Consider the following 21,548-nt stretch of genomic DNA (forward strand, 5'->3'; position numbering starts at 1 on the left):
CTGAAATGCCTCGAAAGAGGCCGGCCGGGCCGCCGGCTCCCCCTCGTACAGTGCGGCGGCCCGCTTCCGCCGTCCGCCCGGCTGCCTGCCCGACACTCCGTGGCGGGGCGGACGGCTCCGCCGGCTGAGCCGGGCGAGTCATCGCCGTTGTGTCAGGGGTGGGTCGTCGACTGCAGGCGCGTTGTGGTTGTTCGCGCAGTTCCCCGCGCCCCTGAAGGCGACCCTGACCATCCACCGGGGCAGGATCGCCCACGATGACCATGCGAACGACCGAGACTGTCAGGGGCGCGGGGAACTGCGCGAACGACCACGACGCGCGGGGAACTGCGCGAACGACCACGACGAACCCGCAGCCGCCGGCACATCGCAGTTCCCCGCCCCTTGGGCACTCAGCTCCGCAGCTCGGCGCCCACACGCTCGCCCGCGAGGGCGACCGCCGCATCCCGGGCCGCGGAAGCCTCATCCACGGTCAGCGTCCGATCAGCCGCCCGGAACCGCAGCGCATAGGCGAGCGACTTCCGTCCGTCACCCAGCTGCTCCGCGTTCTCGTACACATCGAACAGCCGGATCGACTCCAGCAGCTCCCCGGCACCGTCACGCAAGGCCTCCTCGACCTCCGCCGCCGGAACAACCGCGTCGACGACCAGGGCGACATCCTGCGTGGCGACCGGGAACGTGGAGATCCGCGGCGCCTTCACCGTGGCGTCACCGGCCGACTCCACCGCATCCAGGTCGATCTCCATCGCACAGGTACGCGCCGGCAGCCCCAGCGCCTTCACCACGCGCGGGTGGAGCTCCCCCGCATGGCCTACGACCCGCTCGGCACCGTCCACGGTGATCGCCAGCTCGGCACACCGCCCGGGGTGCCACGGCCCGTACTGCCCCTTGCGGATGATCAGCTCGGCGCCCGCCTCATGGGCGACGGAACGCGCCGCCTCCACCGCGTCGGCCCAGTCGGCCGGACGGCCCTTGCCCCACCAGCCGGCCTGCTCACGCGCACCGGCGAGAACGACGGCGGCGTGCCGAGGCTGCTCGGGCAGCGCCGCGTTCAGCTCGGCCAGCTCCTCGTCGGTCGGGCGGCGGTCGACGGGCAGCACGGCGGCGATCCGCTGCTCCTCGCGCGGCCGGAAGACCAGACCGGACTCGAACAGCGCGAGGTCGTGCGAGCCGCGGCCGTCGTTGCGCCGCAGGGCGGCCAGCAGACCCGGCAGCAGCGTCGTGCGCAGCGCGGGCTCCTCGTCGCTCAGCGGGTTGCTGAGCTTGACGACGCGGCGGGCCGGGTCGTCCGCGTCGAGGCCGAGCTGGTCGAAGACCTGCTCGCCGATGAACGGGTAGTTCAGCGCCTCTACGTACCCGGCACCGGCCAGGGCACGGCCGACGCGGCGGTGCAGTCGCTGCCGGTGCGTCAGGCCGCGGCCGGCGGGCGGCTTGGGCAGCGTGGAGGGCAGGTTCTCGTAGCCCTCCAGGCGGATGACCTCTTCGGCCAGGTCGTTCGGGTCGGTGAGGTCGGGGCGCCAGGACGGCACGGTGACGATCAGTTCGTCCTGCCCGTACACGTCACAGCCGACCTCCTGGAGCCGCCGTACGACGGTCTCCCGGCCGTAGGCCACGCCCGCGACCTTGTCCGGGTGGTCGGCCGGGATGGTGATGGTGCGCGGCGCGGTCGGCGCGAGCACCTCGGTGACGCCGGCCTCGGCGGTACCGCCCGCGAGGAGGACCAGCAGGTCGACCGTGCGCTGCGCGGCGGCAGCGGCGGCCTGCGGGTCGACACCGCGCTCGAAGCGGCGGGACGCCTCGGAGGACAGCTTGTGCCGGCGGGCCGTGCGCGCGATCGACACCGCGTCGAAGTGCGCGGCCTCGATGACGATGTCCGCCGTGGCGTTCTCCACGTCGTCGTGGTCCGCGATCTCCGTGTTGGCGCCGCCCATGACACCGGCGAGCCCGATCGGGCCGCGGTCGTCGGTGATCACCAGGTCCTCGGCGTCCAGCGTGCGCTCGACGCCGTCGAGGGTGGTGAGCTTCTCGCCCGGCTGGGCCCGGCGCACGCCGATCGTGCCCTGGACCAGGCCGCGGTCGTAGGCGTGCAGCGGCTGGCCGAGCTCCATCATCACGTAGTTGGTGACGTCGACGGCGAGCGAGATCGGGCGCATGCCGACCTTCTGGAGCCGGCGCTGGAGCCAGATCGGGGAACGGGCCTCGGCGCTCAGGCCGGTCACCGTGCGGGCCGTGAAGCGGTCGCAGCCGGTGGGGTCGGAGATCCGCACCGGGTAGCCGTACGCGTTCGGGCCGGGCACGTCGAGCAGCGCCGGGTCGCGCAGCGGCAGGCCGTAGGCGATGGCGGTCTCACGGGCGACACCGCGGATGGACAGGCAGTAGCCGCGGTCGGGCGTGACGGCGATGTCGAGGACCTCGTCGACCAGCTCCAGCAGTTCGACCGCGTCCCTGCCGACCTCGGTCTCCGGCGGCAGGACGATGATGCCCTTGGTGCCGTCGTCGCCCATGTTCAGCTCGTCGCTGGAGCAGATCATGCCGCGGGACATCTTGCCGTACGTCTTTCGCTCGGCGATCTGGAAGTCACCGGGAAGCACGGCGCCGGGCAGGGCCACGACGACCTTGTCGCCGACGGCGAAGTTGCGGGCGCCGCAGACGATCTCCTGGGGCTCACCGGTGCCGTTGGCCTGGCCGACGTCGACGGTGCAGAAGCGGATCGGCTTCTTGAACTCCGTCAGCTCCTCGATGGTCGCCACCTGGCCGACCACCAGGGGGCCCTTGAGGTCGGCGCCGAGCTGCTCGACGGTCTCGACCTCCAGACCGGCCGAAATGAGCTTGGCCTGGACGTCTCGGCCGGTCTCAGTCGCCGGCAGGTCGACGTACTCCCGCAGCCAAGAAAGCGGGACCCGCATCAGATCTCCATCCCGAACGGCCGGGTGAACCGGACGTCACCCTCGACCATGTCTCGCATGTCCTCGACGTTGTGGCGGAACATCAGCATCCGCTCGATGCCGAACCCGAAGGCGAAGCCGCTGTACTTCTCGGGGTCGACGCCGCAGGCGGTGAGCACCCGCGGGTTGACCATGCCGCAGCCGCCGAGCTCGATCCAGCCCTCGGACGAGCAGGTGCGGCAGGGCCGGTCGGGGTTGCCGGCGGACTCGCCCTTACAGACGTAGCAGAGCATGTCCATCTCGGCGCTCGGCTCGGTGAAGGGGAAGTAGGCCGGCCGCAGCCGGGTCTTCATGTCCGCGCCGAACAGGGCCTGGACCATGTGGTCCATGGTGCCTTTGAGGTCCGCCATGGTCAGGCCCTCGTCGATCGCGAGCAGCTCGATCTGGTGGAAGACGGGCGTATGCGTGGCGTCCAGCTCGTCCGTGCGGAACACCCGGCCGGGGCAGACGATGTAGACCGGCAGCTCACGGTCGAGCAGGGCGCGGGCCTGGACCGGGGAGGTGTGCGTGCGCAGGACGACGCCGGAGCCGGACTCCTCGGTGCCCTTGGGGCCCTGCACGAAGAACGTGTCCTGCATCTGCCGGGCCGGGTGGTCGGGCAGGAAGTTGAGGGCGTCGAAGTTGAACCACTCCGCCTCGGCCTCCGGCCCCTCGGCGACCTCGTAGCCCATGGCCACGAAGACGTCCGCGACCCGCTCCATCATCGTGGTGAGCGGGTGCCGGGCGCCGGCGGGCACTCGGTCGTAGGGCAGCGTGACGTCCACTGCCTCCTCGACCAGCACGCGCGCGTCCCGCTCGGCTTCCAGTTCCGCCTGGCGGGCGGCGAGGCCCTTGTTCACGGCGCCGCGCGCCTGCCCGACGCGCTTGCCGGCGTCGGCCTTGGCGTGCGGGGGCAGGGCGCCGATCTCGCGGTTGGCGAGGGCCAGCGGGGAGGCGGGGCCGGTGTGGGCGACCTTGGCCTCGTGGAGCGCGTCGAGGGAGTCCGCGGCGGCGAAGGCGGCGAGCGCCTCGTCCCGCATGCGCTCGATCTCTTCCGGTTTCAACGCCTCGACCTCTACAGGGTCGTACGACTTATTCGGTGCCGACATCTCTTCCCGTGCTTCCGATTGGCTGGCTGAAGGTCCCCGTCACCGACTCCGATGGCCGTCTGCGGGACACAAAGGTGCCAATGGCCGAGTCTAACGGGGTGGAGGTATACGAATGCGCCCGTGGTCCTCAGGCGAGATACGCCGGAGCCGCCACGGGCAACGTAAATCGGAACTCGGCACCTGCGCCCGGCGCGCGGCCGACCGTGATGGTGCCGCCGTGGGCTTCGACGATGCCCTTGACGATGTAGAGCCCGAGGCCGGTGCCACCGCGCTTGCTGCCCCGCCAGAAGCGGGTGAAGACGCGGTTCATGGACTCCTCCGGGATGCCGGGTCCCTCGTCGCTCACCGTGACCGACGTGGCTGCGTTCTCGGCGTACTCGCCCTCGCGGAGGGACGCCGTGGCCGTGATGTCGATCGTGACAGTTCCCTCGCCGTGCCGCACGGCATTTTCCAGGAGGTTGCTGAGCACCTGGTCGATCTTGTCGGGGTCGGCCCACAGGTCGGGCAGCGGCTGCTGGACGCGCAGCAGGAACCGGTCGGCGGGCAGCCCGGCGGCGACGTAGGCCTGGATGTGCCGTCCGACGGCGGCGCCGATGTCGACGGGCTGGCGCCGCACCTCCAGCCGACCGGAGTCGATCCGCGAGATGTCCAGCAGCTCGGCGATGAGCCGGGTGACCCGGTCGGCGTCGGCGTCGACGGTCTCCAGCATCAGCCGCTTCTGGTCGTCGGTGAAGCGTTCCCACTTGGCGAGCAGCGTGGCGGTGAAGCCCTTGACGGAGGTGAGCGGGGAGCGCAGCTCGTGGGCGACGGTGGCGATCAGCTCGGCATGGCTGCGCTCGGTGCGACGGCGGGCCTCGGTGTCGCGCAGGGTGACGACGAGGCGCCGGAGGGGACCGGTGGGCCGGGTGCGGACGTAGCGCGCGGAGACCAGCACCTCACGGCCGCCGGGGAGGAGGAGGTTGCGCTCGGGCTGTCCGACCCGGATCGCGAGACCGCCGTACGGGTCGGTCAGCTGCCACCAGCGGCGCCCCTCCAGATCCTCTAATGGCAGGGCCTTCTCCAGGCGCTGCCCGAGGGCGTCCCGGGCGCGGACGGCGGTGATGCGCTCGGCGGCTGCGTTGAAGCAGATGACCCGGCCCTGCTCGTCGGCGACGACGAGTCCGTCGGGCAGCATGTCGGGGTCGATGCCGAGGTCGGCGAGATCACCGGGTGGCCGGGACGCGGCGGGCGGGCTCCCGGCGTCCTGGGCCCCCGGTGCGCTGCTCGTGCCGACGCTCATCCCCGTACCCCACCTCCAAGGCTCCACAGAGGGGTCCCTGAGCTGGTCACCCTACTAGTTCCCGGTGACGGAGCGGCACCCTCCGGCGGCGCGCTGTGCACGCGCCGACGCATAGAGACATACGGCGGCGGCGGTGGCGAGGTTCAGGCTCTCGGCCTTCCCGTGGATCGGGACGCGCACGACGGCGTCCGTGAGGGCGCGGGTCTCCTCCGGCAGGCCCCAGGCCTCGTTCCCGAAGACCCAGGCGGTCGGCCCGCCCATGCTGCCCTTGTCGAGCTCGTCGTCGAGGTCGCGGTCACCGGCCCCGTCTGCGGCGAGGACCCGCACACCGGCGGCCCGCAGCCCTTCGACCGCCTGCTCCACGGGGACGCCGACGGCGACGGGCAGGTGGAACAGGGAGCCGACGGAGGCGCGGACGGCCTTGGGGTTGTACACGTCGACGGAGGCGTCGGTCAGGACGACGGCCTCGGCACCGGCGGCGTCGGCGCAGCGCAGCACGGTCCCGGCGTTGCCGGGGTCACGGACGTTGGCGAGGAGGGCGACGAGCCGGGGTCGCGCCGCGAGGACCTCCTCGAAGGGCGTGTCGAGGAAGCGGCAGACACCGACGAGGCCCTGCGGGGTGACGGTGGTGGAGATGTCGGCGATGACCTGCTCGGAGGCGAGGTGCACCCGGGCGCCGGCGTCCCTGGCCGCCCCCACGATGTCGGCGTAGCGCTCGGCGGCCTCCAGCGTGGCGAACAGCTCCACGAGCGTGGCCGTGGCGCCGGCCCGGTGCCCGGCCGCCTCCCGTACCGCCTGCGGCCCCTCCGCGAGGAACAGCCGCTCCTTGCCCCGGAAGTTCCGCTTGGCCAGCCGCCGGGCGGCCAGGACGCGCGGGGAGCGGGGAGAGATGAGCTCGGGGGTGGCAGGGGGCATCCTGTTCGCTTTCTCACTGGCTGCACAGCAGAACCCGCAGGCCTCGGGCCTGCGGGTCCTTCAGTCACATCGGCTCAGAGCCGGCGTCAGGCCGCCTTGGGGGCGTTGACGTCGCTCGGCAGCGCCTTCTGGGCGACCTCGACGAGTGCGGCGAACGCACCGGCGTCGTTGACGGCCAGCTCGGCCAGGATCTTGCGGTCGACCTCGATGTTCGCGGCCTTCAGACCCTGGATGAAGCGGTTGTAGGTCATGCCGTTGGCGCGGGCAGCGGCGTTGATGCGCTGGATCCACAGCTGACGGAAGTCACCCTTGCGCTTCTTGCGGTCGTTGTAGTTGTAGACCAGCGAGTGGGTGACCTGCTCCTTGGCCTTGCGGTACAGGCGCGAACGCTGACCGCGGTAGCCGGAGGCCTGCTCGAGGATCGCCCGACGCTTCTTGTGGGCGTTCACTGCCCGCTTGACGCGTGCCACTTTTTAACTCCTTGTAGCGGGGCCGCGGTGGTCTTCACACGGCCCGAAATCGATTGGGTCCCGGTCCTGACGTGCGGCGCTCACGCGCCGGGGCGTCACTTGCCGAGAAGCTTCTTGATCTTCGCGGCGTCGCCCGGGGCCATCTCGGCGTTGCCGGTGAGGCGACGCGTCACACGGGACGACTTGTGCTCGAGCAGGTGGCGCTTGCCGGCACGCTCGCGGAGCACCTTGCCGGAGCCGGTGATCTTGAAGCGCTTGCGGGCACCGCTGTGCGACTTGTTCTTCGGCATAGCGCCGTTCTCTCCTCGTCGGTGGCGCTCCGGTGCCCGGTCGCGAAAACCGGGCACGGTGGAGCGTCGTCTTGTTTCGGTTGCTTCCTGGGACTGGCGTCCCGGGGGTCACGCCTCTGCGGGCTCCTCGGCCGGCGCATCGGCGTCCGCGTCGACGTCGGCGTCCGCGGCGTTCTGCGAACGGCCGGGGTTGGCCTTCGCCTCCGCCTTGCGGGCTTCCTGCGCCTGGCGAGCCTCGGCCATCGCCTCGGTCTTCTTCTTGTGCGGACCGAGGACCATGATCATGTTTCGGCCGTCCTGCTTCGGGTTCGACTCGACGAAACCGAGGTCCTGGACGTCCTCCGCGAGCCGCTGGAGCAGTCGGTAGCCCAGCTCGGGCCGGGACTGCTCGCGACCACGGAACATGATCGTGATCTTGACCTTGTCGCCCTGCTTGAGGAACCGGACGACGTGACCCTTCTTGGTGTCATAGTCGTGCGGGTCGATCTTCGGCCGGAGCTTCATCTCCTTGATGACCGTGTGCGCCTGGTTCTTGCGCGCCTCACGGGCCTTCATGGCCGACTCGTACTTGAACTTCCCGTAGTCCATGAGCTTGCACACGGGCGGACGGGCGTTCGCCGCGACCTCGACCAGGTCCAGGTCGTACTCCTGCGCAAGCTCCAGTGCCTTGGCCAGCGGGACGATGCCCACCTGCTCGCCACTGGGACCGACAAGTCGCACCTCGGGAACGCGAATCCGGTCGTTGATGCGGGGCTCGGCGCTGATGGATCCTCCTCGGTAGCACCACGCGACGGTCTGGCGGACGGCCGCGTAACGTCTCTGTTCGATAGACCTAACCGCGCCGAAGCACAAAAAATGCCCCGGACGATTCCCAGGCGGGGCTCCTCGAACTACCGGAGCACCGCCGCGGGGAGCCGCGGGGCGCGCTTTCGGACGGATCGCCGCCGCTGGGACGGGACCGTCTGACCGGTGACCCGCCGCCCTGGGGGCGGTCAGGTGGGAGTTCGAAAGCCTCCACTTGTGGGTCGGGCTCGCGGGCCGCGAGGCATGCGGGTCCGACCGGTCGTTACACGAGATTACCAGCAATGGCCAGGAACGGCTAATTGCGGCGCCTCGGGGCCTGGTACGGCGCACGCCCCGCCTGCGCCTATCGTGTGGGGCATGAGTGAGACCCCTCCTGAGTCCCCCGACTTCGACGCCATGGCCCGTGACATCGCCGAGGTCCCGGCGGTCGAGGTGATCGTGACGGTCGCCGTCAACCTGATGAGCGCCGCCGCGGTGAAGCTCGGTCTGACCGAGGAGGGCGACATGCACAAGGACCTGGACGAGGCCCGCAAGCTGGTGCACGCGCTGGCCGGCCTGCTGGACGCGTCCACCACCGAGATCAGCTCGTTCCACGCGGCGCCCCTGCGCGACGGCCTGAAGTCGCTCCAGCTGGCCTTCCGCGAGGCGTCGCTCGTCCCGGACGAGCCGGGCAAGGGCCCGGGCGAGAAGTACACGGGCCCGGTCTACGGCTAGCTCGACCGTCAGCGTACGAACAAGGGCTCGCCCGGTGGCGTCGCCCCGGCCGGCAGCAGTGCCAGGTCGAGGCCGCGCACCAGGCGGGCCCTCAGTGTCTCGTCGGCGGCGAGCCGCCGGGCGAGAGCCCGGGCGGCTTCGGCGGGGGCGGCGGACGGGTCCAGGACCAGGGCGAGGGTGCCGTCGGCCTGGCCAGGGCCGAGGTGGGCGCGCAGGACGGCGGGCTCGGCGGCCACGGCCTCGCGTACGGCCCCGACGACGGCCGGGTCGGCGAGCGGGTCGGTGGTCGTACGGCCCTCCGCGAGGGCGAGCAGGGCGGGGCCGGTCAGTTCGAAGGGCACGGGCCCGGCCAGGTCGAGCACGACCGTGTCCGCCTTCTCGTGCGCGGCGGCCTGGAGGGCCTGGTGCAGGGGTACGGCGACGGGTCGGGCCGCCGGGTCCCAGCGGGCGAGGGAGTCGGTGGAGGTGAAGGCGGGGAGGGCGGTGCGGTTCCCGGCCTTCAGTGTCGGTACGGCCATGTCGCTGGTCTTCTCGCGGCGCAGTCCCCGCTCGTCCTCCTCGACCTCGCCGAGCACGGCCACGAGGGGGACGAGCAGCCGGGCGCCCTTGAGGGCGTCGAGGACCGGCCCGACGGCACCGCGGTCCTCGGACCAGGCGGCGAGTGCCGCGCTCAGCCGGGGGTCGGCGGAGCCGTCGTCGTCGGAGAAGCCGGAGTCGGGGATGTTCTTGTTCGCCACGGTCGTCGACCCTATAGGCCGGGTGGCGCGGCTTCGGCGGGCGGGCCTGGTGGCCGGCGGCCAGAGGTCCTCGCGCCCGGCGGCTAGAGGTCGTCCTGGATCGTGCGGCGCCCGCGCCACAAGACCACGGCCGCGACCAGCAGGACACCGCCGGCGCCACCCGCCAAAGGGGCGGCCCAGTCCGCGGTGTCGCCGCCGGAGCCGGTGGCGTCCGGGCCGGTGCCGAAGTACTTCGCGCCGTACGCCGCCGAGCGCAGGCCCTGCGGCTTCAGCCGGTCGGCGGCCTTGATGGCGGCGGCCGGGTCGACGAAACCGAAGCCCCTGGAGTCGTCGCGGCCTCCGACGGGGGAGCTGCGGGCGGTGTCCTCCAGGAGCGACTTGATCTGGGCCGGGGTCAGATCGGGGTGGGCGGCCCTGACCAGCGCGGCGGCGCCGGAGACGAAGGCGGACGCGGCACTGGTGCCCCAGCCCTCGTAGTACTTGCGGTCGGGGTCGGCGATGACCACGTCGACGCCGGGGGCGCTGACGGTGGCGTACCAGCGGCGGGTGGAGAAGGGGGCGCGGGTACCGGCGCGGTCGACGGCGGTGGCGGCGATGACGCCCGGGTAGGCGGCCGGGTAGGAGATGCGGTCGCCCTTCTCACCGCCGTTGCCGGCGGAGGCGACGACGACCACACCCTTCTTCAGGGCGTACTGGATGGCCTGGTCCTCGGCGGGTTCCGGGTGCGCCGAGGCGGAGTCGTCGCCGAGGGAGAGGTTGATGACGTCGGCGCCGTGGTCGGCGGCCCAGCGGATGCCGTCGGCGAGGGCGTTGCCGCGGGTGCTGCGGGCCTTGGCGCGGGAGGGGTCGCCGTCCTCCAGGATCACGCGGACGGGGAGGATCTTCGCCTCGGGGGCGATGCCGAGGACGCCGTCGGCGTTGCCCGGGCCGTGTCCGTGACCGGCGATGATGCCGGCCATGGCGGTGCCGTGCCGGGCCCAGGCGCGGTCGCCGGGTTCGGCTCCGAAGCGGATCAGGTCCTTGCCGGGGAGGACGTTGCCGACCAGGTCGGGGTGGTCGGCCTCGACGCCGGTGTCCAGGACGGCGACGGTGACGCCCTCGCCCTTCGTGGTCTGCCAGGCCTGCTGCGTGTGCATGGCCTCCAGGGCCCACTGCTGGGCGCGGATGCCGTCGGCGTGGGCGGTGGTGGAGGGCAGGAGGACGAGGCCGGCGGCGAGCAGGACGCTCAGCGCCGCGGACCGGCCGGCCCTGGCGGCTTTGCCGGCCGGGTTCCTTGTGGCTTTCCCGGCCGGATTCATGACGGCTTTCACGACGGCTGCTCCGTGGCCGAGCGGACGTTCTTGCGCAGGCCGCGTTCGACGCGGTCGGCGAGGCCCTGTGCCTCGTTGCCGAGGCCCGCCTGGGCGGGGGCGGTGGTGGCGCCGGACTTCATGGCGTCCTCGGCGGGCTGCGGGTCGTCGACGGTACGGCCGTCGGCCCAGCCGGAGACGGCGTAGACGACGACCGGGGCCTCGGTCAGCACGGAGACGGTCCAGGCGGCGCGCTGCTCCGGGCCGAAGTCGGCGGCGGGCGTGTCCTTCGCGGCGTACGGCAGGGGCATCAGGTCGCTGCGGCGGTCCAGGCGCTCCTTGCGGAAACGGTTCGCGAGGGAGGTCATGCCCGGGGCGTCGGCCTTGGTGAAGAGCAGGCCGACGGTGGTCACGTAGCTCTCGGTGGCGTCGGTGTAGGTGGCGCGCAGGAGGCGTTCGCAGCCGACGGGGGCGAGGGCCTTGCGCAGCAGGGGATTGAAGGCGTCCTTGCAGCCGCTGTCCGGGGCGACGGCGATACGGGTCCAGGTGCGGTCCGCTCCGCCGGGGCCGGCGCCCTGGCCCTGCACGGTGGGCGGGAACAACTGGTCGACGGGAACGCTGTGCCAGAGGCTTCCGGCCGCGGTGAAGGTGCTGCGCGGGCCCTCCTCCCCGGAGTCCCCCACGAGCCAGCTCCCGGTGACCGCGCCCGAGATGAGCCCCAGCCCGAGCACGAGACAGACGGCGGCAGCGGCGGCCTGGGACGCACCGCGCCGCCCCAGCGGCCGAGGACGCGCGTCGGCGTCGTATCCCTCGGGCTCCCCGAAGGACACGACGGGTCGTGGGCCGGCGGGAGCGGGGCCGGGGGGCAGGGCGCTCCAGGAGAGGGACGGGTCGGGAGAGACGTGGGTGGGGTTCGGGGTGGGCTGCCGGACTGCGGCGGGCCGGTGGGCGGGTGGCGAGGGCATGCGCATGCCACGCCCGGTGGTGGCACCGGTGTCGGCGTCGGCACCGACCTGCGGCTCGCGCGAGGGGCGCGGCGGAACACCGGGCCGGGCGGAACCGGGGCGGACGAAGGATTCAGCAGGCTCGGAGGACGGGCGCTCGGCTCGCTTTGCGGGGGACGGGTCGGCGGGGACCGGTCGCAGGCGGGCGGTCGTCTCCGAGGAGTTCTCGGCGGGGGCGCCGGTACGGCGTGGCGTGGGGACGTACCCCGGCCGGCCGGCCGTCTCCGGCGAAGCCCCGGCCGGAGCGTCCGAACGACCCGGCCGGCCGGACGGGCCCGGCGTGGGGAGGTGACGCGGTCGCGGAGGGGCGGCGTCCGGTGGTGCGGACGGCCTGTCCGACTCGGGTCGCGTCACTCGGCCGACGCCGGGCCGCGTGTCCGGGAAGCGGTCGGAAGCGCGGGGCGGGGGCGGGGCGGCGGGCTCGGTACGCGGGGGTGCGGCGGGCTCGGTACGCCGGGCCTTGGTGTCGCCGAAGCTGGGGAAGCGGGGGCGGCCGTTCGAGCCGTCGGCCCCGTCGGAGGCCGGGCCACCGCCCCGAGCGCCCGTTTCCTGCCCGGCGGCAGCAGCCCCTGAGGGGGCCGTGTCCCGCTCCGGCGACGGGCGCCGCGCACCCGCGGTCGGCCTTCCTGCCGTACCCGCACTCGGCCCACGGACGCCGGAACGCCCCCGGTCGTCCGAAACCGACGGGGTGTCATCCGTGTCCGCGCCGGAGGATGCCGCCTGGGCGTCCTCGGGCGAGGCCGGTGGGTGCGAGGGGCGTGGTGGGGTGCCGGGACGTGGGGGGAAAGAGGCACGCCGTGCTTCCGTGCTCATGCACCCCCCGTTTCCTCGTACCCGGGCCGCTGCGTAAATGCGCGGGCCGGTGTCGTCCTGCCCGAGGCCCGGCACTGAGTCGTCCCGGGCACACATACCCGTACGGATGGAGCGTCATCCCAGCGCGGAAGTCCGGCCGGCGCCGCTCCGCCGTACGTGCGCGTCACTCTACGGCTTGTTCCTGCGCGAACGGGAACCAGTCCACGAGCCCGGGGCATCTGCCCGGAACGTCCCCCTACCCTGCGGTAATCCTGTCTGGCAGGCTGCGTCCATGACTGCGCGCGCCTCCGACCGGGCCCGTTACGACCGGGCCACCGCCCATCTCGACGCCCCTGTAGCGATCGTGGACCTGGACACCTTCGACGCCAACGCCGCCGATCTGGTCCGTCGCGCCGGGGGCAAGCCCGTCCGGGTCGCCAGCAAGTCCGTGCGGTGCCGGGCGCTGCTGGAACGCGTCCTGGCCCGGGACGGTTTCGCGGGGATCATGTCGTTCACCCTCGCCGAGTCGCTGTGGCTTGCCCGGTCGGGGTTCGACGACGTGCTGCTCGCCTACCCGTCCGCCGACCGGGCCGCGTACGCCGAACTCGCCGGTGATCCCAAGCTCGCCGCCGCCGTGACCGTGATGGTCGACGACGTCGCCCAGCTCGATCTGATCGACGCTTCGCGGGGCGGTGGGCGTGAAGTCGTGCGTGTCTGCCTGGAGTTGGACACCTCCCTGAAGCTGCTCGGCGGGCGGGTGCGGGTCGGAGCCCGGCGTTCGCCGCTGCACTCCCCCGCCCAGGTCGCCGAGGTGGCCCGGGCCGTGGCCCGGCGGCCGGGCTTCGAGGTCGTGGGGATCATGGCGTACGAGGGGCATGTCGCCGGTGTCGGGGACGCGGTGGCGGGGCGGCCTCTGCGGTCCCGTGCCGTCCGGCTGATGCAGGCCGCCGCCAAGCGTGAACTCGCCCAGCGGCGCGCGGAGGTGGTGCGCGCGGTGCGGGCCGTCGTGCCGGGGCTGGAGTTCGTCAACGGCGGCGGCACCGGCTCGGTGCAGCACACGGCGGCCGAGGACGCGGTGACCGAGATCGGCGCCGGGTCGGGGCTGTACGTGCCGCGGCTGTTCGACAACTACACGTCGTTCAGCGGCCGTCCGGCGGCCCTCTTCGCCCAGCCCGTCGTACGACGGCCGGGCGTCGGGGTCGTGACGGTCCTCGGTGGCGGGTACCCCGCCTCGGGCGCGGCCGGGCCCGACCGGCTGCCCGTGCCGTATCTGCCTCAGGGACTGCGCTACGACCCTCAGGAGGGGGCCGGTGAGGTGCAGACGCCGCTGCTCGGCTCGCCCGCCGACGACCTGCTGATCGGTGACAAGGTGTGGTTCCGGCACGCCAAGGCCGGTGAGCTGTGCGAGCGGTTCGACGTGCTGCACCTGGTCGAGGGGGACGCGGTGACGGCGACCGTGCCGACGTACCGCGGCGAGGGCCACACGTTCCTGTAACCCGTCAGCCGCCGGGGAATCAGTCCGCGGGGCCGATGCTGCTGCCCACGCCGCCGCCCGTGTCCGCGTCGCCGAACGGCCGGATGCCCTTGGTGATGCGCTCCATGTCGGCGAGCGGCGGTCCGTCCTCGCCCGCGTCGAAGACGTAGCGGACGAGGACGGGCGACTCGGTGCCGACGCTGGAGGGGAAGACGAGCGACTGGACGTAGCCGCCCGGCCCCTTGGCGGTCCGCACGCGCCAGCGCACGAGGTACCCGGCGCGGCCGGCCACCGCGACCGGCCCGGACTTGACGAGCTGGTGCGACTCGATGCCCCCGTAGAGCTCACGGCCGAGTTCGTCGCGGTCGTAGGCCTCGTCGGCCGCGTCCTTGATGTCCGCCTTGGCGAGGGCCTCGGGGGACTTCTCGTCGTTCTCGGTCACCGTGCGGGAGAAGACGAGGCCGTGGCGGCACAGGCCGACGCCGCCGGGGCAGTCGTAGGTGCCGTCGGTCGTCATGACGACGTCGTCCTGGGCCACGTGCTGCGGCCGGACCCAGCCGTCGAGGAGCGGGAAGGTGACGCCGTTGAGCTGGTCCTCGACGACGGCCGGGTCGTCGGCGGACGGCTCGGACGCGGACGCGGTCGCCTCGGGAGTCGTCTGCGGCGGGCCGGTCGTGGCCGGGGGCGCGGAAGTCGGGGCGGTCCTCGTCTCCGCGCCGTCACCGTCGTCGCCGCTCAGCACGACGGCTCCGGTGACGATCGCCGCGACGAGGACGGCTCCGGCGGCGATGAGGGCGACGGCCTTCGCGCGCCCGGTGCCGCCGCCCGGGGGCGGGGGCACCGAGCCCGTGGCCACCTCGGGCGCACGGCGGTGCTCGGTCCAGGCCGTGCCGTCCCACCAGCGTTGCAGATGCGGGCCGTGCGGGTCGGGATACCAGCCGGGCGGTGGCGTCATGCTCATCCCGGCACTGTAGAGCGAGATCCCGGCCGTCCGGACACCGCTATTACAGGGGTGTGACGTAAGCCCCGGCGATCCCGCCGTCGACCAGGAAGTCGGTGGCGTTCACGAAGGAGGAGTCGTCGCTGGCGAGGAAGGCCACGGCGGCGGCGATCTCCTCGGCCTCGGCGAACCGGCCCAGCGGGATGTGCACCAGGCGGCGCGCGGCGCGCTCCGGGTCCTTGGCGAACAGCTCCTGAAGGAGCGGGGTGTTGACCGGCCCGGGGCACAGGGCGTTGACCCGGATGCCATCCCGGGCGAACTGCACGCCCAGCTCACGGGACATGGCGAGGACGCCGCCCTTGGAGGCCGTGTACGAGATCTGGCTGGTGGCCGCGCCCATCCTCGCCACGAAGGACGCCGTGTTGATGATCGAGCCCCTGCCCTGGCGCTGCATGTACGGGATGGCGGCCTTGCAACAGAGGTAGACGGAGGTGAGGTTGACCTCCTGGACGCGCTTCCAGGCCTCCAGGCCGGTCTCCAGGATGGAGTCGTCGTCGGGCGGGGAGATGCCGGCGTTGTTGAAGGCGATGTCGACGCTGCCGTAGGTGTCGTAGGCGGTCTTGAACAGGGCCTCGACCTGCTCGGGGTCGGTGACGTCCACCTTCACGAAGATGCCGCCGGTCTCCTCGGCGGCCGCCTTGCCGCGTGCCTCGTCGACGTCACCGCAGACGACGTGCGCCCCCTCGGAGGCGAGACGGCGGGCGGCGGCGAGGCCGATGCCGCTGCCGGCTCCGGTGACGACGGCGCTGCGGCCGACCAGCCGGCGGCAGATGCTTTCCTGAGCGGTCACTGTGCGGGGCCCTCCGTGCTGATGAAGACGTTCTTGGTTTCGGTGAAGGCGGCCAGGGCCTCGGGGCCGAGCTCGCGGCCGACGCCCGACTGCTTGTAGCCGCCGAAGGGGGTCCAGTAGCGGACGCTGGCGTGGGAGTTGACCGACAGGTTGCCGGCGCGGACGGCCTGGGAGACGCGCAGGGCGCGGCCGACGTCCCGGGTCCAGATGGAGCCGGAGAGGCCGTAGGGGGTGTCGTTGGCGAGCCGGATCGCGTCGGCCTCGTCGGTGAAGGGCAGCAGGACGGCGACCGGGCCGAAGATCTCCTCGCAGGCCGCCGCCGAGTCGGGCCGCTCGCCGGTGAGCACGGTCGGCGGGAACCAGAAGCCGGGCCCCTCGGGTGCGCTGCCGCGCAGGGCCGGGGCGTCCTCGGGCACGAAGCCCCGGACGCGGTCGAGCTGCTGCCGGGAGATCAGCGGGCCCATCTGCGTCTTCTCGTCGGCCGGGTCGCCCACCACCACGGCGGCCAGCGTCTCGGCGAGCAGCTCGCGGACCTCGTCGTACACCGTCTCCTGGACCAGGATGCGGGTGCGGGCGCAGCAGTCCTGGCCGGTGTTGTCCAGGAAGGAAAAGGGGTCGACGGCGGCCTTCAGGTCGGAGTCGGCGAAGACGATGTTCGGGCTCTTGCCGCCGAGTTCGAGCGTGACGGGCTTGATCTGCTCGGCGCCGAGGGCCGCGACGCGCGTCCCGGTCCGGGTGGAGCCGGTGAAGACGATCTTGGCGACTCCGGGGTGGCGGACCAGGGCGTCGCCGGTGATGTCTCCGCGTCCCGGCAGGACCTGGAAGAGGTGCTCGGGGAGCCCAGCCTCCAGGGCGAGTTCGGCGAGGCGCAGCGCCGTGAGCGGCGTGGTCTCGGCGGGCTTGAGGAGGACCGCGTTCCCGGCCGCGAGGGCGGGGGCCGTGCCCCAGGCGGCGATCGGCATGGGGAAGTTCCAGGGCGCGATCACGCCGACGACGCCGAGCGGTTCGAGGATCGTGACGTTCAGGCCTCCGGGCACCGGGATCTGCCGGCCGGTGAGCCGCTCCACTCCCCCGGCCGCGTAGTCCAGCAGGTCGCGGACGTTGCCGGCCTCCCAGCGGGCGTTGCCGATGAGGTGGCCGGCCTCCCGGACCTCCAGGCGGGCCAGTTCCTCCAGGTGCTCGTCGACGGTGGCCGCGAAGCGGCGCAGCAGCCGGGCGCGGTCCCCGGGCGCGAGGGCGGCCCAGATGCGCTGTGCCCTGGCGGCGTGGGTGACGGCCGCGTCGACGTCGGCCGGACTCGCCCCGGCGACGGCGGCGACGACCTCCTCGGTCGCGGGGTTCAGTACTTCCAGAAGGTGCTCGGAAGACAAGAAGGACCTCACATGCGTTCGAAGGAGCGGCGCAGCTCCCAGTCGGTCACCGCGGCGTCGAAGGCGTCCAGTTCGACGCGCGCCATGTTGCGGTAGTGCGCGACGACCTCGTCCCCGAAGGCGGCCTTGGCAATCGGACTGTTCTCCCAGAGCTCGGCGGCCTCGCGCAGGGTGGTGGGGACGTGGGCGAAGTCGCCGGAGTAGGCGTTGCCGGGGCAGGGCTCGGGCAGCTCCAGCTTCTGCTCGATGCCGTGCAGTCCGGCCGCGACCAGCCCGGCCACGGCGAGGTAGGGGTTGACGTCGCCGCCGGGCAGCCGGTTCTCGAAGCGCATCGAGCGGCCGTGGCCGACCACACGCAGCGCGCAGGTGCGGTTGTCGTGGCCCCAGGCGACGGCCGTCGGGGCGAACGAGCCCGGCTGGAACCGCTTGTAGGAGTTGATGTTGGGCGCGTAGAGGAGGGAGAAGTCACGGAGGGCGGCGAGCTGGCCGGCGAGGAAGTGGCGCATGACGTCCGACATGCCGCCTTCGCCGTCCCCTGCCATGGCGTTGTCGCCGTCCGCGTCGGCGAGCGAGAGGTGGATGTGGCAGGAGTTGCCCTCGCGCTCGTTGTACTTGGCCATGAAGGTGATCGACACGCCCTCCTGGGCGGCGATCTCCTTGGCGCCGGTCTTGTAGACGGCGTGCTGGTCGCAGGTGACCAGGGCCTCGTCGTAGCGGAAGGCGATCTCGTGCTGGCCGGGGTTGCACTCGCCCTTGGCGGACTCGACGGTGAGGCCGGCGGCCGCCATCTCGTTGCGGATGCGGCGCAGCAGGGGCTCGATGCGGCCGGTGCCGAGGACCGAATAGTCGATGTTGTACTGGTTGGCCGGGGTCAGGCCTCTGTAGCCCGCGTCCCAGGCCTGTTCGTAGGTGTCCTTGAAGACGATGAACTCCAGCTCGGTGCCGACCTGCGCGGTGTAGCCGAGTTCGGCGAGGCGCTCCAGCTGGCGGCGCAGGATCTGGCGGGGGGCGGCGACCACGGGCGAGCCGTCGTTCCAGGCGAGGTCGGCGTGGAGCATGGCCGTGCCCTCGTTCCAGGGGACGCGGCGCAGGGTGGCCAGGTCCGGGTGCATGGCGAAGTCGCCGTAGCCGCGGTCCCAGGAGGACATCGCGTAGCCGTCGACGGTGTTCATCTCGGTGTCCACGGCGAGCAGGTAGTTGCAGCCCTCGGTGCCGTGCTTGAGGACCTCGTCGAGGAAGAAGCGCGCGGCGAACCGCTTGCCCTGGAGCCGCCCTTGCATGTCGGGGAAGGCCAGGACGACAGTGTCGATCTCACCGCCCGCGACGAGGGCGTGCAGTTCCTCGACGCTCAACGGGGGTGTGCGGTCTGCCACGGGAGGGCCTCCTCGGCTCCTTGGATCCACCGGAAGCCATAAGGTATTGCGGAGAACCATTGCTTGGGAAGGGGGTACGGCCACATGCCGGAGGAAGCTGGCGGCGAGGTGCGGGACGGGCTGACGCCGGTGCTGCGGCCGGTGCGCGCGGGCAACGGCTTCGAGGAGGCGCTGGAGCAGATCCTCCAGGTCGTACGGCTGGGCCTGGTGCCGGGGGGTGGGCGACTGCCGGCCGAGCGGGAGCTGGCGGAGCGGCTGGGGATCAGCCGGGTGACGCTGCGCGAGGTGCTGAAGGTGCTCCAGGACCAGGGGCTGGTGGAGTCGCGGCGGGGCCGGTACGGCGGCACGTTCGTGCTGCCGCGCAACGACGCCGGCGGCGAGGACGAGCTGCGGCGCCGGATCGCCGAGGTCGACATAGAGGACATGCTGCGGTTCCGGGAGGTGCTGGAGGTGGGCGCGGCGGGGCTGTGCGCCACGTACGGCCTGTCGCAGGAGCAGGAGCTGCGGCTGCGTCAGGCGCTGTCCCGCACGCACGACGCGCCGCTGGGCGACTACCGGCGGCGGGACACGCTGTTCCACCTCACGCTGGCCGAGCTGTGCGGCTCGCCGACGCTGACCGCGCAGTACGCGGCGGTACGGGCCACGGTGAACGACCTGCTCGACTGCATCCCGCTGCTCGTGCGCAACCTCGAGCACTCCCAGCGGCAGCACACCGCCCTGGTGGAGGCGGTGCTGGACCGGGACGCGGACGGGGCGCGGGAGATGATGCGGGAGCACTGCGCGGGGACGGCGGCGCTGCTGCGCGGCTTCCTCGGCTGAGCCGGGACGGGTCCCGGCGTTGCGAGGATTTACTGGTGATTAACGCAGGGGTATTGCCTTCCTGTAGCGGACACCGCAAAGGTATGCATCCATTCCATTGAGTCGAACCCTCTCGACCCCGTGTCCGCCTCCCGTGGGGAGTCTGCCCATGTCCCAGGAATCCACCAGCACACCCGCCGCCGTGCAGGCGGACGACTATCTGGAACGCAGGGCACTGCGCCGCGGCAGCGCCGGCTGGGTGCTGCTGACCGGCCTCGGCGTCGCCTACGTCGTCTCCGGCGACTACTCGGGCTGGAACTTCGGCCTGGCCGAGGGCGGCTTCGGGGGCCTGGCGATCGCCATGGTGCTCATGGGCGCGATGTACGCGTGCATGGTCTTCGCCCTCGCCGAGTTGTCCTCGATCCTGCCGACGGCGGGCGGCGGCTACGGCTTCGCCCGGCGGGCGCTCGGCCCGTGGGGCGGCTTCCTGACCGGTACGGCGATCCTCATCGAGTACGTCCTCGCGCCCGCCGCCATCGTCATCTTCATCGGCGACTACGTCGAGTCGCTGGGCCTGTTCGGCCTGGAGTCCGGCTGGCCGATGTACCTGGTCTGCTTCGCGATCTTCCTCGGCATCCACCTCTGGGGCGTGGGCGAGGCGCTGCGCTTCAGCTTCGTCGTCACGGGCATCGCGGTGGTCGCCCTGGTCGTGTTCGCGCTGGCGGCACTGCCCGACTTCTCGCTCGCCTCGCTGGACGACATCCCGGTCGACTCCTCCGCGGCGGGGTCGAACTCCTGGCTCCCGTTCGGCCTGCTCGGCATCTGGGCGGCGTTCCCCTTCGGCATGTGGTTCTTCCTGGGCGTCGAGGGCGTGCCGCTGGCCGCCGAGGAGACGAGGGACCCGGCCCGTACGCTGCCGAAGGCGATCCGCTGGTCGATGGGCATCCTGGTCGTGCTGGCGGTGGTGACCTTCGTCGCGGCGGCGGGAGCCCGCGGTTCCGCCGCGATCCAGGAGGCGGGCAACCCGCTCGTCGAGGCGCTCCAGCCGGACGGCAAGGCGACGACCCTGAGCCGGATCGTGAACTACGCGGGCCTGGCCGGCCTGGTGGCGTCGTTCTTCTCCCTGATCTACGCGGGCTCGCGCCAGCTGTTCGCCCTGTCCCGCGCGGGCTATCTGCCGCGCTTCCTGTCGCTCACCAGCCGCCGCAAGGCGCCGTACCTGGGCCTGCTGGTGCCCGGCACGATCGGGTTCCTGCTGGCGGCGGTGTCCGGGAACGGCGCCCGGATGCTGAACATCGCGGTCTTCGGCGCGACCATCTCCTACGCGCTGATGTCCCTGTCGCACATCGTGCTGCGCCGCCGCGAGCCGGAGCTGCCGCGGCCGTACCGTACGCCGGGCGGGGTGCTGACCTCCTCCGTCGCCCTGGTGCTGGCCTGTGCCGCGCTGGTGGCGACGTTCCTGGTGGATGTGACGGCGGCGTTCATCGCGCTCGCGGTGTACGTCGTGGCCATCGCGTACTTCGGTCTGTACAGCCGAAAGCGACTGGTGGCGAAGGCGCCGGAGGAGGAGTTCGCGGCGCTGGCCGCGGCCGAGGCAGAGTTGACACGGGACTGAGACGTCGACTGTTGAGGGAGTTCTGGTGGCCAGGCCGTTGATCGGTGTCAGCACCTATCTGGAGTCCGGTGCGCGCTGGGGAGTGTGGGAACTGGAGGCCGCGCTGCTGCCGGTCGGCTATCCCCGGCTCGTGCAGCGGGCGGGCGGCCTGGCCGCGATGCTCCCACCGGACGACCCCGCGCACGCGGCCGCGGCCGTGGCCCGGCTGGACGGGCTGGTGATCGCGGGCGGGCCGGATGTGGAGCCCGCACGGTACGGCGCCGAGCGGCATCCCCGTACCGGGTCGCCGGCGCGGGAGCGGGACGCGTGGGAGCTGGCCCTGATCGACGCGGCGCTGGCGGCTGGTGTGCCGCTGCTGGGCATCTGCCGGGGCATGCAGCTCCTCAACGTCGCCCTCGGGGGGACGCTGGTGCAGCACCTCGACGGGCACGCGGAGGTCGTGGGCGTCTTCGGCAGCCATGCCGTCAAGCCCGTGCCGGGGAGTCTGTACGCCGGTGTCGTGCCGGAGGAGACCTCGGTGCCGTCGTATCACCACCAGGCCGTGGACCGCCTGGGCGAGGGGCTCGTCCCGTCGGCCTACGCGGATGACGGCACGGTGGAGGCGCTGGAACTGCCGTCCCGTGAGGGGTGGGTGCTGGGGGTGCAGTGGCATCCGGAGATGGGGGAGGACGTGCGGGTGATGCGGGCGTTGGTGGAGGCGGCGGAGGTGGCCTGAGCCGGTGAGCGCAAGGTCCCAGGGGGCTCCGCCCCCTGGACCCCCACCACCCGAATCAGTCGGCCAGGAAGCCCGGCTCGAAACGCCGG

The 21,548-nt window shown here is 72.4% G+C and carries 19 protein-coding genes; 5 read left to right on the forward strand and 14 right to left on the reverse strand.

The features are described from left to right. Positions 1 to 389 precede the first annotated feature (389 nt). The 7 genes from pheT to infC form a co-directional block, all read right to left on the reverse strand. Positions 390 to 2,903 (reverse strand): phenylalanine--tRNA ligase subunit beta, encoded by a 2,514-nt coding sequence (pheT, locus tag PV963_RS08970; RefSeq protein WP_274815118.1) that lies wholly within the window; start codon positions 2,901 to 2,903, stop codon positions 390 to 392. Then, positions 2,903 to 4,030: a phenylalanine--tRNA ligase subunit alpha gene (pheS, locus tag PV963_RS08975; protein WP_274815120.1), complete on the reverse strand. Its 1,128-nt coding sequence runs from the start codon at positions 4,028 to 4,030 to the stop codon at positions 2,903 to 2,905. The genes pheT and pheS overlap by 1 nt, the downstream gene beginning before the upstream one ends. Before the next feature lie 127 nt (positions 4,031 to 4,157). Further along, positions 4,158 to 5,309, reverse strand: a complete 1,152-nt coding sequence (locus tag PV963_RS08980; protein ID WP_274815122.1) for a sensor histidine kinase — start codon at positions 5,307 to 5,309, stop codon at positions 4,158 to 4,160. A gap of 54 nt (positions 5,310 to 5,363) precedes the next feature. Further along, positions 5,364 to 6,224, reverse strand: coding sequence for a TrmH family RNA methyltransferase (locus tag PV963_RS08985; protein ID WP_274815123.1), 861 nt, complete (start codon positions 6,222 to 6,224; stop codon positions 5,364 to 5,366). Between the two features lie 86 nt (positions 6,225 to 6,310). Further along, positions 6,311 to 6,694, reverse strand: a complete 384-nt coding sequence (gene rplT / locus PV963_RS08990) for a 50S ribosomal protein L20 (RefSeq protein ID WP_010045263.1) — start codon at positions 6,692 to 6,694, stop codon at positions 6,311 to 6,313. 95 nt (positions 6,695 to 6,789) lie between these two features. Beyond that, positions 6,790 to 6,984 (reverse strand): 50S ribosomal protein L35, encoded by a 195-nt coding sequence (gene rpmI, locus PV963_RS08995; RefSeq protein WP_274815125.1) that lies wholly within the window; start codon positions 6,982 to 6,984, stop codon positions 6,790 to 6,792. Between the two features lie 108 nt (positions 6,985 to 7,092). Next, positions 7,093 to 7,749, reverse strand: coding sequence for a translation initiation factor IF-3 (gene infC / locus PV963_RS09000; protein ID WP_274821975.1), 657 nt, complete (start codon positions 7,747 to 7,749; stop codon positions 7,093 to 7,095). A 396-nt stretch (positions 7,750 to 8,145) separates the two neighbouring features. Here infC and PV963_RS09005 point away from each other — a divergent pair, with 396 nt between their 5' ends. Next, entirely contained in the window at positions 8,146 to 8,502 is a 357-nt protein-coding gene (locus PV963_RS09005) for a DUF1844 domain-containing protein (protein WP_274815127.1), read from the forward strand. 8 nt (positions 8,503 to 8,510) lie between these two features. On the opposite strand, the gene PV963_RS09010 is transcribed toward PV963_RS09005, so the two are convergent. The 3 genes from PV963_RS09010 to PV963_RS09020 form a co-directional block, all read right to left on the reverse strand. Then, entirely contained in the window at positions 8,511 to 9,239 is a 729-nt protein-coding gene (locus tag PV963_RS09010) for an SseB family protein (RefSeq protein ID WP_274815129.1), read from the reverse strand. A gap of 83 nt (positions 9,240 to 9,322) precedes the next feature. Further along, positions 9,323 to 10,537, reverse strand: coding sequence for a type VII secretion-associated serine protease mycosin (gene mycP, locus PV963_RS09015; protein ID WP_274821976.1), 1,215 nt, complete (start codon positions 10,535 to 10,537; stop codon positions 9,323 to 9,325). Between the two features lie 8 nt (positions 10,538 to 10,545). Next, positions 10,546 to 11,358: a hypothetical protein gene (locus PV963_RS09020; protein ID WP_274821977.1), complete on the reverse strand. Its 813-nt coding sequence runs from the start codon at positions 11,356 to 11,358 to the stop codon at positions 10,546 to 10,548. A gap of 1,258 nt (positions 11,359 to 12,616) precedes the next feature. Here PV963_RS09020 and PV963_RS09025 point away from each other — a divergent pair. Beyond that, positions 12,617 to 13,819: an amino acid deaminase/aldolase gene (locus PV963_RS09025; RefSeq protein WP_274815130.1), complete on the forward strand. Its 1,203-nt coding sequence runs from the start codon at positions 12,617 to 12,619 to the stop codon at positions 13,817 to 13,819. A gap of 19 nt (positions 13,820 to 13,838) precedes the next feature. Here PV963_RS09025 and PV963_RS09030 read toward each other — a convergent pair whose 3' ends face one another. Genes PV963_RS09030 through PV963_RS09045 form a run of 4 tightly spaced genes read right to left on the reverse strand, consistent with a single transcriptional unit; the run spans position 13,839 to position 18,331 of the window. After that, a complete protein-coding gene (locus PV963_RS09030; protein ID WP_274821978.1) occupies positions 13,839 to 14,753 on the reverse strand; it encodes a DUF2510 domain-containing protein in 915 nt (304 codons plus the stop codon). A 49-nt stretch (positions 14,754 to 14,802) separates the two neighbouring features. Then, the gene (locus tag PV963_RS09035) at positions 14,803 to 15,588 is read right to left on the reverse strand and encodes a 3-oxoacyl-ACP reductase (RefSeq protein ID WP_274815131.1); all 786 of its coding nucleotides are present in this window, start codon (positions 15,586 to 15,588) and stop codon (positions 14,803 to 14,805) included. After that, positions 15,585 to 16,958: an aldehyde dehydrogenase family protein gene (locus tag PV963_RS09040; protein WP_274815132.1), complete on the reverse strand. Its 1,374-nt coding sequence runs from the start codon at positions 16,956 to 16,958 to the stop codon at positions 15,585 to 15,587. Before PV963_RS09040 ends, PV963_RS09035 begins: the two co-directional genes overlap by 4 nt. 8 nt (positions 16,959 to 16,966) lie before the next feature. Continuing rightward, positions 16,967 to 18,331, reverse strand: a complete 1,365-nt coding sequence (locus tag PV963_RS09045) for a glutamine synthetase family protein (protein WP_274815133.1) — start codon at positions 18,329 to 18,331, stop codon at positions 16,967 to 16,969. Positions 18,332 to 18,415: 84 nt separating this feature from the next. Between PV963_RS09045 and PV963_RS09050 the strand changes: the two genes are divergently transcribed. The 3 genes from PV963_RS09050 (at position 18,416) to PV963_RS09060 (ending at position 21,459) form a co-directional block, all read left to right on the forward strand. Next, complete coding sequence (locus tag PV963_RS09050) at positions 18,416 to 19,150, forward strand: FadR/GntR family transcriptional regulator (protein ID WP_274815134.1); 735 nt, start codon at positions 18,416 to 18,418, stop codon at positions 19,148 to 19,150. Between the two features lie 148 nt (positions 19,151 to 19,298). Next, a complete protein-coding gene (gene eat / locus PV963_RS09055) occupies positions 19,299 to 20,744 on the forward strand; it encodes an ethanolamine permease (protein ID WP_274815135.1) in 1,446 nt (481 codons plus the stop codon). 22 nt (positions 20,745 to 20,766) lie between these two features. Then, positions 20,767 to 21,459, forward strand: a complete 693-nt coding sequence (locus tag PV963_RS09060) for a gamma-glutamyl-gamma-aminobutyrate hydrolase family protein (RefSeq protein WP_274821979.1) — start codon at positions 20,767 to 20,769, stop codon at positions 21,457 to 21,459. Positions 21,460 to 21,548 lie beyond the last annotated feature (89 nt).

The organism is Streptomyces coeruleorubidus, from assembly GCF_028885415.1.
Taxonomy (GTDB): Bacteria; Actinomycetota; Actinomycetes; order Streptomycetales; family Streptomycetaceae; genus Streptomyces; species Streptomyces coeruleorubidus_A.

Coding starts and splice junctions, on each gene's coding strand:
- PV963_RS09030 (WP_274821978.1), bottom strand. CDS start 14,753: ATGACGCCACCGCCCGGCTGGTATCCCGACCCGCACGGCCCGCATCTG.
- PV963_RS09050 (WP_274815134.1), top strand. CDS start 18,416: ATGCCGGAGGAAGCTGGCGGCGAGGTGCGGGACGGGCTGACGCCGGTG.
- pheT (WP_274815118.1), bottom strand. CDS start 2,903: ATGCGGGTCCCGCTTTCTTGGCTGCGGGAGTACGTCGACCTGCCGGCG.
- mycP (WP_274821976.1), bottom strand. CDS start 10,537: ATGAATCCGGCCGGGAAAGCCACAAGGAACCCGGCCGGCAAAGCCGCC.
- pheS (WP_274815120.1), bottom strand. CDS start 4,030: ATGTCGGCACCGAATAAGTCGTACGACCCTGTAGAGGTCGAGGCGTTG.
- rpmI (WP_274815125.1), bottom strand. CDS start 6,984: ATGCCGAAGAACAAGTCGCACAGCGGTGCCCGCAAGCGCTTCAAGATC.
- PV963_RS09025 (WP_274815130.1), top strand. CDS start 12,617: ATGACTGCGCGCGCCTCCGACCGGGCCCGTTACGACCGGGCCACCGCC.
- PV963_RS08985 (WP_274815123.1), bottom strand. CDS start 6,224: ATGCCCCCTGCCACCCCCGAGCTCATCTCTCCCCGCTCCCCGCGCGTC.
- PV963_RS08980 (WP_274815122.1), bottom strand. CDS start 5,309: ATGAGCGTCGGCACGAGCAGCGCACCGGGGGCCCAGGACGCCGGGAGC.
- PV963_RS09005 (WP_274815127.1), top strand. CDS start 8,146: ATGAGTGAGACCCCTCCTGAGTCCCCCGACTTCGACGCCATGGCCCGT.
- eat (WP_274815135.1), top strand. CDS start 19,299: ATGTCCCAGGAATCCACCAGCACACCCGCCGCCGTGCAGGCGGACGAC.